Source organism: Bacillus sp. FJAT-14266 (genome assembly GCF_001719225.1).
Lineage (GTDB): Bacteria > Bacillota > Bacilli > Bacillales > Bacillaceae > Bacillus > Bacillus subtilis.
This window is the reverse complement of the sequence record NZ_CP017072.1, coordinates 796,004-809,169: the sequence shown is the minus strand read 5'-3', so window position 1 is coordinate 809,169 and position 13,166 is coordinate 796,004. Positions and strand designations below refer to the sequence as shown.

Below are 13,166 nucleotides of genomic sequence, written 5' to 3'. Positions count from 1 at the left end.
AGATTACTTCACTCCAACGATTTGTAATAGATCACTCATTTTCTCAAGCATAAAATCCGGCTCATGCTTCGCCAGCATTTCCGGCCCTTTAATCGTCCATGCGACTCCTGCCGTTTTTGTACCGGCGTTTTTGCCTGCCAGCACATCGTGGTAATTATCTCCGACCATAATGGCTTCCTCGGGCTTGCTTCCTAACTGTTTCAGCGCTAACAGCACAGGCTCGGGATCAGGCTTTGCATTTGTCACATCATCAAGGGTGACAACTGTTTCAAAGAATTCGCCGATTCCCGTGAGCTTGAGGCCCATATTGACAGTATCTCTTAATTTTGTTGTCACAATTCCTAATGTAAAGCCGGCTTTTTTTAATGCATCCAGGGTCTCATATACCGTTTCATATTCAGTCACGAGTGAATCATGCATGTCATGATTGTACGCTCTGTACATAGCGATCATATCCTCGCATTTATCAGGGTCCATCGAAGAGAACGTTTCAAAAAGAGACGGCCCGATAAATGCAAGGACATCTTCTCGTTTATACTTGCTCGGATAATAATGCTCCAGTGTATGCAAAAAGGACGCGATAATTAATTCATTCGTATTAATAAGCGTTCCGTCTAAATCAAACAGAATCGTCGTTACTTGTTTGTCACTCATATTGCTTCCTTTCCAACCGCTGAGGGTTTCCATTTTTTCCACGTGTGCGCAATAGCCATTGTCAGCAGAACTGCTGTGGTGACACGAATCAAAAGAAGCGGCCAGACTGGTATGCCGAGCGGAATAAAGACAAGTGTATCTTCCACGACCGCGTGGCAGGCAACGAGAAATATAAATGCCAATGTCATATCCCGCTTGCTCACGCCGTCATCCTCGACAGCTTTGATCATGACACCCGCTCCGTAGGCCAGACCAATCGTCAGTCCCGCCACCATCGTCATAGACGTATTTTTATTCATGCCAAGCAGCTGCGTAAACGGCGACAGCCACCTGGAAAACCGATGCAGCCAGCCTAAATCTCTTAAAAACTGGATGATAATCATCAGCGGGATCACTATTGCCGCCAGCTGCAAAACACCAAGTCCGGCTTTCGTTAATGCTTCTGCCAACATTCCTAGCCAGCTGTCTGGCGCCGCGCTCTTCGCAGCGATAAAACCGTACTGCGCCGTTTCCTTTCCGCCATGCCAAATGAGGTTGATGACGATGGCTGACACAGCGGCCAAACCGATGCGCACGGCCAATATGACGCCAATTCTGATACCAACCTTTGCGGCAACTGTCGATTCGATAATCAAGTTATGACAGAAAGAAAGCATAACAGCTAAAATAAAGACTTCTTTCACAGATAAATCCAATGTTAAAATCCCGGCAATTCCCGCATACAGATTCAGCATATTTCCCAGTACAAGCGGAATGGCCGCTTCACCAGAAAGCCCGAAGAGACCCATTACCGGTGTGATCAGCCGTACAAGCCAATCCATGACAGGGGTATGCTGAAGCAAAGTGACCAATAGCGTTACCGGGAAAATCACTTTACCCAGCGTCCATGTTGTTTGAAAACCTGCTGCAAGACCGGCCAGAAAGATCTTCTTCATCCCTCATCCCCCTTTGTTGACGTCTACTCCGCGTACCGCTCCTTCGAATATCCCTTGACGCGTCTGAAGATGATGGCTGCCACAGCCAAAACAATCAATACGATTGAAATCACCTGAGCGATGCGAAGTGAATCAGTCAGCATTAAGCTGTCAGTCCGCATTCCTTCAATAAAGTATCTTCCGATTGAATACCAAATGATATAGATCAAGAACATCTCGCCTCTACGCAAATTCACTCTACGCAGCAGCAGTAAAACAATGACGCCGACAAAGCTCCATAGTGATTCATATAAAAAAGTAGGATGATAATATTGCCCATTGATATACATTTGATTGATGATAAATTCAGGCAGGTGCAGGTTTTCTAAAAAGGCTCTGCTGACAGCCTCGCCGTGCGCTTCCTGATTCATGAAGTTCCCCCAGCGCCCGATCGCCTGGCCGAGCAAAATGCTGGGCGCGGCAATGTCCGCAAGCTTCCAGAACGAAAGTTTTTTCACTCTCGAAAACACATAACCCGTTAAAATGGCGCCGATTAATCCGCCATGAATGGCAATGCCGCCCTTCCAAATCTTAATGATTTCTCCCGGATGTGCCGCATAATAGTCCCATTCAAAGGCAACGTAATAAATTCGCGCGCAAATAATCGCAATTGGAATGGCAAACAGGACAAGATCAATAAACGTATCTTTCTGCAGCCCCCGTTTTTCACTTTCCCTCATCGCAATCCACAGCCCGAGCAAAGCACCGAGACCGATAATGATTCCGTACCAATGGACGGCTAACGGCCCCAGCTGAAATGCTATCGGATTGAGTGGTTCTATCGCTTCATTCATTTAACGCCAACTCCTATTCTTCTTGTTCACCGTCTTCAATGACGTCCGCCAGCTTGTTGGTAAATTGTTCAGCGGCATTCAGCCCCATCCGCTTCAATCTGAAGTTCATTGCTGCCACTTCGATGATGACTGCAAGATTTCGGCCTGGGCGGACGGGAATCGTCAGTTTTGTAATTTCTGTATCAATGATTTTCATGGTCTCTTCCTCAAGTCCGAGCCGGTCGTATTGCTTGCCCTGCTCCCAGAGTTCAAGATTCATGACAATCGTGATTCGTTTATTGCTTCTGACCGCGCCAGCGCCAAATAGCGTCATCACATTGATAATGCCAAGGCCCCTGATCTCAAGAAGGTGCTCAATTAATTCCGGAGCGTTTCCCACAAGAGTATCCTGATCCTCCTGCCGTATTTCAACGCAATCATCGGCAACAAGGCGATGCCCTCTTTTCACAAGCTCCAGCGCTGTTTCGCTTTTTCCGACGCCGCTCTTTCCTGTGATCAGCACGCCGACACCATATATATCGACTAGAACGCCATGAATTGCTGTGGTAGGCGCCAGCCTGCTCTCAAGGAAGTTGGTTAAACGGCTTGACAGTCTTGTCGTTTTCAGCGGCGATCTGAGGACAGGCACCCCATTTTTCTCGGAGGCGTCAATCAGCTCCTGCGGGATGGGCATATCTCTAGAAAGAATAATAGCTGGTGTTACATCAGTGCACAGAGAATCCATTCGCTGTTTTTTCTCCTCTTCAGGAAGCTGTTCAAAGAAAGAAAGCTCTGTTTTTCCGAGAAGCTGCACGCGCTCTCTCGGGTAATATGTAAAATATCCGGCAATTTCAATGCCTGGTCTTGATAGGTCACTCATTGTAATCGGGCGGTTAATTCCTTCTTCTCCGCTGATTAATTCCAAATTGAACTGTTCCATTACGTCTTTTGTGCGAACCTTTGCCACGATATGTTCCTCCTGTTCCGGGCTGCCCCGAGCTTGCTCACAATACTTTCATTTTATCACTTTCAGGCTTGAACCTAAAACAGATTTTATAAAAGGCGGGAAAACACCTCAGCTGGTCTAGATCACTAGTCTGAAAAAGAGTAAAATAAAGGTATTCAAATTCCAGAAAGGCGGATCATCTATGGCAGAGAGTCTTCTTATCAAAGACATTGCGATCGTGACAGAAAATGAAGTAATCAAAAACGGCTATGTCGGAATCAATGACGGAAAAATCAGCACAGTCTCAACAGAACGGCCCAAGGAGTCATATTCAAAAGAAATTCAAGCACCTGCGAATTCCGTTTTGCTTCCCGGCATGATTGACATTCATATCCACGGCGGCTATGGTGCAGATACGATGGATGCAAGCTTTTCTGCGCTCGACATCATGTCGTCAAGACTGCCCGAAGAAGGCACGACGAGCTTTTTAGCCACAACGATTACCCAAGAGCATGGGAACATTTCTCAAGCTTTGGTGAACGCAAGAGAGTGGAAAGCGGCTGAAGAGTCCTCTTTATTAGGTGCAGAACTGCTCGGCATTCATTTAGAGGGCCCCTTTGTTTCGCTTAAAAGAGCCGGAGCGCAGCCAAAGGAGTGGATTAGGCCTTCGGATGTTGCGCTTTTCAAAAAGTGGCAGCAGGAGGCAGGCGGACTGATCAAAATTGTTACACTTGCGCCGGAGGAGGATCAGCATTTTGAACTGATCCGCCATTTGAAAGACGAATCGATTATCGCATCCATGGGGCACACGGATGCCGATTCCGCATTGCTGTCGGATGCCGCAAAAGCAGGGGCGAGCCATATGACCCATCTGTACAACGCGATGAGCCCGTTTCATCACCGAGAGCCCGGAGTGATCGGAACGGCGCTGGCCCATGATGGGTTTGTGACAGAGCTTATCGCCGATAGCATTCACTCCCACCCTTTAGCTGCAAAGCTTGCTTTTTTGGCGAAAGGCAGCAGCAAGCTCATTTTAATTACCGATTCCATGAGGGCAAAAGGCCTGAAAGACGGCGTATATGAGTTCGGCGGCCAAAGTGTGACGGTAAGAGGACGAACAGCTCTTCTTTCAGACGGAACCCTTGCCGGTTCGATCCTCAAAATGAACGAAGGCGCACGGCATATGCGTGAGTTTACAAATTGCTCTTGGACGGATATAGCTAATATAACTTCTGCAAACGCGGCCAAACAGCTGGGCATCTTTGACCGAAAAGGCAGTGTGACTGTGGGAAAAGATGCAGATTTGGTGATTGTCAGCAGTGATTGCGAGGTGATTCTCACCATTTGCCGCGGAAACATTGCATTTATATCCAAGGAGGCTGACCAGATATGAAAGTAATGGAATGTCAAACGTATGAAGAGCTAAGCCAAAAAGCAGCCAGAATAACGGCAGATACAATCAAAGAAAAACCTGATGCCGTTCTCGGGTTAGCGACGGGCGGCACACCGGAAGGCACTTATCGCGAGCTGATCCGCCTGCACCAAACTGAGAATCTCTCATTTCAAAACGTCACTACAGTTAATTTGGATGAGTACGCCAGACTTTCAAGCAATGACCCGAACAGCTATCACTTCTATATGAATGACCGTTTATTTCAGCATATCGACAGCAAGCCTAGCCGGCATTTTATTCCGAATGGAAATGCAGACGATTTGGAAGCCGAATGCAGACGGTATGAACAGCTAGTCGAGTCCCTCGGCGGCACTGACATTCAGCTTCTCGGCATCGGCCGAAACGGACACATCGGCTTTAACGAACCGGGAACCTCTTTCAAGTCGCGAACTCATGTTGTGACATTAAATGAGCAAACCCGCCAAGCGAATGCCAGATATTTTCCTTCCATAGACAGCGTTCCGAAAAAAGCACTGACAATGGGAATTCGAACGATTCTCTCAAGCAAACGCATTCTGCTGCTCATTTCTGGAAAAAGCAAAGCGGAAGCTGTTCGTAAGCTGTTAGAAGGAAACATAAGCGAAGATTTTCCCGCATCTGCTTTGCACCTGCATTCCGATGTTACGGTTTTGATTGATCGTGAAGCCGAGTCATTAAGACCTTGAAAGGAACATGCTGACTTATGAATATCAATAAACAATCGCCTATTCCGATTTACTATCAGATTATGGAGCAATTAAAAACCCAAATTAAGAACGGAGAGCTGCAGCCGGATATGCCTCTTCCTTCCGAGCGCGAATATGCCGAACAATTCGGGATCAGCCGGATGACAGTTCGCCAGGCGCTTTCTAATTTAGTTAATGAAGGCTTGCTCTATCGCCTGAAAGGACGGGGCACCTTTGTCAGCAAGCCAAAAATGGAACAAGCACTTCAAGGGCTGACAAGCTTTACCGAGGATATGAAAAGCCGCGGGATGACACCGGGCAGCAGGCTCATTGATTATCAGCTTATTGATTCAACTGAGGAGCTCGCGGCTATATTAGGCTGCGGGCACCCCTCCTCTATCCATAAAATCACTCGGGTGCGGCTGGCAAATGATATTCCAATGGCGATTGAGTCCTCACATATTCCGTTTGAGCTTGCGGGTGAATTGAACGAATCGCATTTTCAGTCGTCGATCTATGATCATATTGAAAGGTACAACAGCATACCGATTTCCCGTGCAAAACAGGAGCTTGAGCCAAGCGCTGCCACCACGGAAGAAGCGAACATTCTTGGTATTCAAAAGGGAGCGCCGGTCCTATTAATCAAACGAACAACATATCTGCAGAACGGAACTTCTTTTGAGCATGCAAAATCTGTATACAGAGGCGACCGTTATACATTTGTCCACTATATGGATCGTCTTTCATAAAAAAAAAGCCTCCAACCCTTTTTAAGGATTGGAGACATGGCGAAAATCAAACTGGTCTGGTGCTGGACGATATGTCTCTTTTTTCGTCTTGAACTTCCAGATCGGTGATTTCGTTTTGCCATTAAAACTGTCTTCCACTATAATGTACCAATAATAAACAGACTGCGGTTCAAGATGATCCCAGCGGAATTCAGCTGTATCCCCGCTCTTCACTTGCTCCCGTTTTCCGAGCTCTTCATTGGTATATACGTTACATTCAAAATAATCGGTTTCCACCTTTTTGATTCTTGGCTTCAAATCAAGCGAAAGGGAAAATTCATCCTTGTTGCCATAGGTATCCGTATCATAGTAATTCTTATCCTTTACATACGGAGAATACGTCGATACGTGCACCATGTCATTGGCCTGGTCAAATTGAAGCAAACGCAAATACCCTTGACCGCCTTCTGGCCCGCCCTGATAATCGGCCAGCATTTGATGCACAAGACGATCCGGCTTCCCATCACCATCATCATCCAGCTCATCTGTTTTTCTCATCGCACTATGATAATGCCCGCTCAATACCATCACGACATTCGGGTTCGGCTTTACGATTTCTTTGAATATTTTCTCTCCGATTGGGCTTCTGTTTCCGCTGACCAGCAAATACTCATGAAAAGCTAAAATGGCCATCCGGTCAGGGTGTTTCTTCAGCACCTGATTCATCCACGCGATGTCTTCATCCGTAATGCCCCATCCCATGTACAGCATGATATAATCATTGCCGTTGCTAGAAATCAGGTCATAATGTCCGCGGTTATTTTTATAGGAACCGCCATAATGCAATTTTTTATCAAAACGATCGCTGCCAAAATATTTGCCAAACACCCTGTAGGAGCCGTCCTTATGTCCGACATCGTGATTGCCGGCCAGCACTCCGTAAGGAATTCCGCTCTTATCCAGAACGGACATTGACCGATCAGCGTTTTTCCACTGTCTGATATCGGCGGAATCATCTACAATATCACCCGTGTGGAACACATATTTGATATTGAGCTGCTTTTGATTATCTTTTATCCATTCGGTCTGTTTATCAAAAATATGCGGATAGCTTTCGGCGTAATACTGTGTATCAGACATCCAGACAAATGTGTACATATCCTTCGCAGGAGGAATTTCATCCTGTACAATCACATTCATTTTCGACTCCCGTACAAAATCGGCGGCAATCACAGACGCTTTCAGCGTAAACGGTTTGTCATCCTTCGCGACGAAGCTGTCAACAGGCTGCCATTCGTTTGTCCGATAATTCCAAGCATACATCGTCACCTTTCTCCCCGGCAAAGAACTGCCCTTCCAGACCGCTTCTGCCAGATCATTCTCATCAATTGATGGATCAACCGTCACTTCAAAGCGATGATAAGGGAAAAGCTCTTTGTTTTCTGTCGATACTGTTTTTCCATCAGCAGCTGATACCCGCTCCAATTCTTTATTCGTAAATGGGGTCTCCCTTTCCGGCACAAAGCTTTTCGGCGGTTCAGTCAGTGACGCGTGCTTAAATATTTTCACATGATTGCGCGCTGTATATTGAAATCCCCTATAAAAACCAACATCCATGGCGTCATTCGTCGGATCTTTCACCCGTACAGAAAGCTTGGCCTTATGCGTGTCGGCTTCGCTGTCTATAACCTCCGGCTGGTCCGGATGCTCTCGTTCGGTTTTAAATATCCTCTCAATCACTGTTTTATTGCCCGCGAGATCCGTTGCTGTCACTTTTAGAGAATGTTTTCCCGGCAAAAGGTCAGAAGATGATGTATGATATGGGAGTGTAATGCTTTCTCCATCTAAAGACGCTTCCGCTTCCTCAATTTTGCTCCATTTATCATACATATCCGCCTGCAGGATAAGGTTTCCTTTATACGTTTGCCCCTCGGTGATATTCGGCTCAATGTGAGGTCCTGAATTATCTACCCGTACAACCAGGCTGACATTTTCCTTGCCGTCGCTTGCTTGAATATGGTGAGCGCCTTCAGAAAGCTTTGATGTATCCCACTCCAGCAGCTGTGATGTAAATAGTCCGTCAGGCAGATTGAACTGAAATTGCCAGCTTTTATTCGAGCGCTGATTATCGCCAATAAAGAGTTCCTTCTCAGGAGACACCCTCTGATCTCTGATCACCGTTCCATCCGATAACACCAATCGGGCGTTTTTGACTAAGAAGTCATCACGGTTTTCAGCCGTATCAAACGGAGACACCTTCGAACCTGAACGTATCGTAATACGCTGCAGCTGCTTCCCTTTCCGAAGCAGTGTCTCTGGCAATGGAACAGAATAGGTGCGGTATTTATTTGTTGTATCATCGAACACCTTCAGCACTTTGCCTTCCATCGTTACCGCGTTTTTAAAATAAAGGTTCGTTTTCCTCGTATCGAATGCAAAATATACTTCTTTTTCCATCGCGGGCTCTGTCACTTGTTTTTTCCCGTCAATCCACAGCTTAATGCTGTCAGCTCGCCCTTCTGTCGTGGCTTTGAGAAATTGAGTTCCCGACAGCGTGTCTCTGTTTTCAATATTCATCCGCAGACCGTGCGCCTTGCTTGTTTGTTTAATATCAATCATTTTGACCGGCGTTCTCGCTTCATTGATCCCGTCCCCGGCCGCCACATAATACTCTAGCTGATCCTTCCCGATCAATTCAGGCGAATACACAATATAATGGAAGAGATTATCGTTGCGGTCTTTTTCAGCAAGAATTCGCTTAAACGGTTTGTTCTCATCCGTCCGGTAGTAAAAGGCCGCTGTTTTCACTAGGCTTCGGTCCCGTATGTCAGCCCGCAGCTCAATGCTTTCAGCAGGGCGGACAGGCTTGCGGTCAGTCCAATCCTCAATGACCGGCTTTTCTTTATCGAGCTTGATTTTCCGTTTCTGCTCGGGCACCTGTGCCTGTAATACGGTTCCGGGAGACGGATTCTTTTCTCCGATTGAAATGTTCAGAAGTTCTGCGGTTCCGTTCAACGGATACTTATAAAGCACTGATGACAGCCGGCGCAGCGCATGTTTCCGATAATGCGCAACCGAAATGTCCTTTCCTGTATTCGTTGATATCACAACGGCCCGCGGCCTCGTATTGGCCATACCCTCTGTCTCGTCTATCACCGCGAGATTTTTTCCTTCCGTTAATTGTGTCTGGTAATATCGATTGAAATCCTCCGCCGTCAATTCTGGATGCCCGGCAGGCTTCAGCCAGACGACAAACGTTTCGCCGGATGGTATCAAGATCCTTTCATCAGGTCTCCAAATCAGATCGGAGTCAGGCCCTTCTTTTGGGTAGCGGTAACGGATATGGTAGTCTTTAAAATCAATCGTTCTGTCAGTCGTATTAAAAATCTCAATAAATTCATAACCGTCTGCGCGTCCTATATTCTTCGTATCAACCGCCAGCTCTGTGATCAGAAGCTCCGGAATATGGGCAAGGTCAGCCTGGTATCCTTCAAGCTTCAGTTTCTTCGTCTCCGACTCAACCCGCTGCTTCCCATTCGACATCACAATGTAATACTCAAGCTCGCTGTTCCAAATCAAACGTTTCGGAATTTGTGCCAAAAACTTGCGGACCGCTCCGGGGGTCGGGTCCATCGGCACCATTTTGTAGCCCAGCTCATTACTTTGTTTATAAAAAAGAAAGGCGGAAAATGCTTGATACGAATTATCGCGAACTTGAGCCTCAATCATTAGATTGCTTCTCATTTCAGCTTTCACATCAATTTGAGGAGGATTTTCAAGCAAGGGTATGTAATGAGGCGTCTGAAATGGTTCCTGCTGAACAACAGGAAAAGCTTTCGATTCATGATGGCCGCCAGACAAAACGGAAAGAAAAGACAATAATATAGAAGCAATAACCGTGTATTTCCTCATCAAAGCACCTCCCTTTTCATGTATTTTGCGTCTGAACAGGGAAGCTTATGAGTTCATTTTTGTGCATAAAGAACAAAAAAACGTCTGTCTCTTGAAAATTCCACTATTACCCAGTAAACTAAGGATAGTTAACCAGTTAACAATTAAATCAGAGAGGCAAATTGATGGACAACAGCATTCATGATGAATTATTTCAAGCTATACAACAATTCGCATTAAAAAGGGATAAACGCGTCTGGCAAAAGGTGCAGATACCATCCATTGGCATATCCTCACAACATCACGATCACCTCAAAAAAGACTGGACTTTGACCCAGCTTCACATTGTTTCCTGCATACATACCAGCCAAAATGTGAACAACAGCTTCTTAGCATCCCGTTTACACATCTCAAAAGCCGCTGTTTCAAAAGCGGTTCATGCTTTGTTGAAACACAATATCATTACAGTGACAAAAAAGCCTGGCAACAAAAAAGAAATTTTTTATACGCTAACTGATAGCGGCAGAAAATTGGCGGCATTACATGAACAGCTTCATGAGAAAGCAAAGGAGCAATATAAACAGCTTTTCAATGAATTTTCAATTGATGATTTAAAAACAGTGACTGCGTTTTTCAACTTGTGGATCAAATATATGTAAAAAGAGTCTCACCCGCATGGGAGAGACCTTTGGAATTCTATTATGCCCCGTCAAACGCAACGAGAAGTGAAACAGGTCCGCGTGTATACAGACCGGACTCAGCATAACAAAAATCTTCCTCTAATCTGATATTCCGCATCTTATCCAGCACAATATTAGCTACAATTTCGATTTCGTTTTTGGCAAAAGCTGCTCCTACACAGTTATGAATGCCGGATCCGAAAGCGAGATGCCGGGCGGCGCCGCTAAAAGCGCTCTTGATACCAAGATCTTCCCGATGAATATTAAACACGTCAGGCTGTTCAAATGCTTCAGGGTCCCGGTTAGCCGCACCGATCATACAAAAAACAATCGTATCTTTTTTGATTTCCATACCGCCGACCACTGTATCTTGGGACAGCTGCCGCGGAATCAGCTGAACCGGCGGTTTATAACGCAATGTCTCCGCAATGGCTCTCGGAACTAACGAACGGTCAGCCAAAACATCATTCATCTGCTCAGGATTGTTGAGCAAATGGTAGATCATCAGTGCCAGCGTCTTATCAGCCGGTTCCGTTGCGGCTAACAGCACATTAAGAATCAGTGCGAGTATATCCTTGTCCGACAGCGCCATGCCTTCATATTCAGAAGTACATAGGATCGAAATTAAATCTGATCCCGGATTGACGCGACGTTCTTTAATGACCGGCATCAAGTATTGGGAAAGCTGTTCGCTGCACCATAACGAATGTGCCCGCGCTTCAGGAGATTGAGAGATACTCGTGATAAAATCGGCAACTCCGCTGTGCCACTCAGAGATTTTTTCATGGTCTCTTTTATCCAGCCCGAGCATGTCCATCGTGACGCACACCGCAAACGTCTTTCCAAAATCATTGACGAGATCAATTTTCCCTCTTTCAAGATAAGGCGCTAACAAGTTTTCTGCATTTTGTTTAATCAATGGAGACAGATGATCCAGTGCGTCACCGATAAAGCTTCTCACTACAATTCTTCTTTTGGCAGAGTGTTCTTTTCCATGCATTTGGGCCAGCACAGGGCCTCGCATGACTGGTTCGGCACGCTCAACAAGTGATTTCGTCGTGAAGATATCCGGATGCTGAAGGATATAGCGGACATCATGATAGCGGCTGATAAAATAACTGTCTATCGACTCTTCATAATGAACCGGATCTTCCTCCCGCAGTTGTGAAAAATAAGCATATGGATTGTTTTGAAATTGATCAGAAAGCACACTAAACAATTTAATCGATTGGCTCATGTTTTACTCCCCCTATCATCCTTCAGATGTGATCCGTTTCTCAGAAAGCATCTGCGCCATTTCCTGTACAATGAGATACCCTTGATTCGGCCGCATACAAATAGAAAATTCATGGTTACTGATCTTCTCACCCAGCTTCCACGGACGATGATAAGCAAGGAGTGTCTCTTCCACCTCTAAAATATCCGGAGCTCCGATAAAAAACGGCAGCTCAGCTATGACATATTCCACAGCCAAATTCAGCATATCCTCACTGACTTCTTCCATCATCAAACTGACGCCCCGCGCACGCCCGATTATCGCTTCACGAGACATGTCCAAACAAGCATGTCGAAAATGAGGCTGCTCAAAAAATGCATGTTCAACTTCTTGTCTCAACAGCTGGTAGGCTTTGTTATCTATAAAATCAGAAAATGTATGAATCGCCTTCGGATCCCCGCCATGAGCCACAAGGGCTCTTTCTGCAAATCTCCTGTTTCGTGATACCTCTTTCCTTACTTTTCGTTCAGCCTTTCCTCTCGGAGTTCCAAGCGCTTCTAGAAGATTAGCGGCCTCATGCCCCGCAAGTAAAACAGAAACGCTTTTAAATTGAGCTTTCGCCCATCCAATTAATCTGTAAATATAATCCTCTGAAAACCTGCTGTTAAATGGGCTGATCCCCACCAAAACATGCCTGCGCCGTTCAAATATTTCTCTGCAGTTTTCCGTTAATGGCTCAGCAATAAAATGCACAGACCTTCTTTCCGTTACCATTCCGGTCATCTCATTCACCCCTAAAACTTATCCCGCTTTAAGTCATCACCCTCAAATACAAGATGGAATAGCTAGAACAACTGAACAAGACGAATGGCAGGCATCACTTAAAGTTTCCAAATGTTTTTTAAGATTTTAATAATCATTTTCAATACCCATATCATGATAAATGTTTACTAGTAAACATTAGTCATTTTATCCCTTTTCCTTCCAAACGTCAATATGATCTGTGCCCAAATATTTGAAAATAAATGTAAACATCACATTTTCCACACACTTTTTACACGCATATTCAGCATGACATATCAACAAATAGTCTAAACACCAACAATTGACAACGAAAACAAGAAAAGATAAAATAAAATTGTTCACCAGTAAACGATTTGTTTTATTGTTTCATCGTAAACTATTA

The 13,166-nt window shown here is 45.4% G+C and carries 11 protein-coding genes; 4 read left to right on the top strand and 7 right to left on the bottom strand.

Translation table 11 applies throughout. The features are described 5' to 3' along the window. Positions 1-3: 3 nt before the first annotated feature. The 4 genes from ppaX to hprK are packed head-to-tail and all read right to left on the bottom strand — an operon-like array spanning position 4 to position 3,368. Complete coding sequence (ppaX, locus tag BGM23_RS04235; protein WP_014481021.1) at positions 4-654, bottom strand: pyrophosphatase PpaX; 651 nt, start codon at positions 652-654, stop codon at positions 4-6. Continuing rightward, entirely contained in the window at positions 651-1,589 is a 939-nt protein-coding gene (locus BGM23_RS04230; RefSeq protein ID WP_017695286.1) for a nucleoside recognition domain-containing protein, read from the bottom strand. The genes ppaX and BGM23_RS04230 overlap by 4 nt, the downstream gene beginning before the upstream one ends. A gap of 23 nt (positions 1,590-1,612) precedes the next feature. Further along, positions 1,613-2,422, bottom strand: coding sequence for a prolipoprotein diacylglyceryl transferase (gene lgt / locus BGM23_RS04225; RefSeq protein WP_029725975.1), 810 nt, complete (start codon positions 2,420-2,422; stop codon positions 1,613-1,615). A 13-nt stretch (positions 2,423-2,435) separates the two neighbouring features. Continuing rightward, entirely contained in the window at positions 2,436-3,368 is a 933-nt protein-coding gene (gene hprK / locus BGM23_RS04220; RefSeq protein WP_003228097.1) for an HPr(Ser) kinase/phosphatase, read from the bottom strand. 181 nt (positions 3,369-3,549) lie between these two features. On the opposite strand from hprK, the gene nagA reads away from it, so the two are divergent. The 3 genes from nagA to nagR are packed head-to-tail and all read left to right on the top strand — an operon-like array spanning position 3,550 to position 6,214. Beyond that, positions 3,550-4,740: an N-acetylglucosamine-6-phosphate deacetylase gene (nagA, locus tag BGM23_RS04215; RefSeq protein WP_029725976.1), complete on the top strand. Its 1,191-nt coding sequence runs from the start codon at positions 3,550-3,552 to the stop codon at positions 4,738-4,740. Next, complete coding sequence (gene nagB / locus BGM23_RS04210; RefSeq protein WP_029725977.1) at positions 4,737-5,465, top strand: glucosamine-6-phosphate deaminase; 729 nt, start codon at positions 4,737-4,739, stop codon at positions 5,463-5,465. Before nagA ends, nagB begins: the two co-directional genes overlap by 4 nt. Positions 5,466-5,482: 17 nt before the next feature. Further along, the gene (nagR, locus tag BGM23_RS04205; RefSeq protein ID WP_029725978.1) at positions 5,483-6,214 is read left to right on the top strand and encodes an N-acetylglucosamine utilization transcriptional regulator NagR; all 732 of its coding nucleotides are present in this window, start codon (positions 5,483-5,485) and stop codon (positions 6,212-6,214) included. Positions 6,215-6,235: 21 nt separating this feature from the next. Here nagR and BGM23_RS04200 read toward each other — a convergent pair whose 3' ends face one another. After that, positions 6,236-10,105, bottom strand: a complete 3,870-nt coding sequence (locus BGM23_RS04200) for a lamin tail domain-containing metallophosphoesterase family protein (RefSeq protein ID WP_029725979.1) — start codon at positions 10,103-10,105, stop codon at positions 6,236-6,238. Positions 10,106-10,269: 164 nt separating this feature from the next. On the opposite strand from BGM23_RS04200, the gene BGM23_RS04195 reads away from it, so the two are divergent. After that, the gene (locus BGM23_RS04195; RefSeq protein ID WP_003228083.1) at positions 10,270-10,743 is read left to right on the top strand and encodes a MarR family transcriptional regulator; all 474 of its coding nucleotides are present in this window, start codon (positions 10,270-10,272) and stop codon (positions 10,741-10,743) included. Between the two features lie 40 nt (positions 10,744-10,783). Here the strand turns inward: BGM23_RS04195 and cypX are convergent, their stop codons facing one another. Then, positions 10,784-12,001 (bottom strand): pulcherriminic acid synthase, encoded by a 1,218-nt coding sequence (gene cypX / locus BGM23_RS04190; protein WP_017695292.1) that lies wholly within the window; start codon positions 11,999-12,001, stop codon positions 10,784-10,786. A 15-nt stretch (positions 12,002-12,016) separates the two neighbouring features. Beyond that, positions 12,017-12,763 carry a cyclo(L-leucyl-L-leucyl) synthase gene (pchC, locus tag BGM23_RS04185; protein ID WP_029725980.1) on the bottom strand — a complete coding sequence of 249 codons (747 nt, stop codon included), beginning with the start codon at positions 12,761-12,763 and terminating at the stop codon, positions 12,017-12,019. Positions 12,764-13,166: the final 403 nt, after the last annotated feature.

Coding starts and splice junctions, on each gene's coding strand:
- ppaX (WP_014481021.1), bottom strand. CDS start 654: ATGAGTGACAAACAAGTAACGACGATTCTGTTTGATTTAGACGGAACG.
- BGM23_RS04230 (WP_017695286.1), bottom strand. CDS start 1,589: ATGAAGAAGATCTTTCTGGCCGGTCTTGCAGCAGGTTTTCAAACAACA.
- lgt (WP_029725975.1), bottom strand. CDS start 2,422: ATGAATGAAGCGATAGAACCACTCAATCCGATAGCATTTCAGCTGGGG.
- nagA (WP_029725976.1), top strand. CDS start 3,550: ATGGCAGAGAGTCTTCTTATCAAAGACATTGCGATCGTGACAGAAAAT.
- nagB (WP_029725977.1), top strand. CDS start 4,737: ATGAAAGTAATGGAATGTCAAACGTATGAAGAGCTAAGCCAAAAAGCA.
- nagR (WP_029725978.1), top strand. CDS start 5,483: ATGAATATCAATAAACAATCGCCTATTCCGATTTACTATCAGATTATG.
- BGM23_RS04200 (WP_029725979.1), bottom strand. CDS start 10,105: ATGAGGAAATACACGGTTATTGCTTCTATATTATTGTCTTTTCTTTCC.
- BGM23_RS04195 (WP_003228083.1), top strand. CDS start 10,270: ATGGACAACAGCATTCATGATGAATTATTTCAAGCTATACAACAATTC.
- cypX (WP_017695292.1), bottom strand. CDS start 12,001: ATGAGCCAATCGATTAAATTGTTTAGTGTGCTTTCTGATCAATTTCAA.
- pchC (WP_029725980.1), bottom strand. CDS start 12,763: ATGACCGGAATGGTAACGGAAAGAAGGTCTGTGCATTTTATTGCTGAG.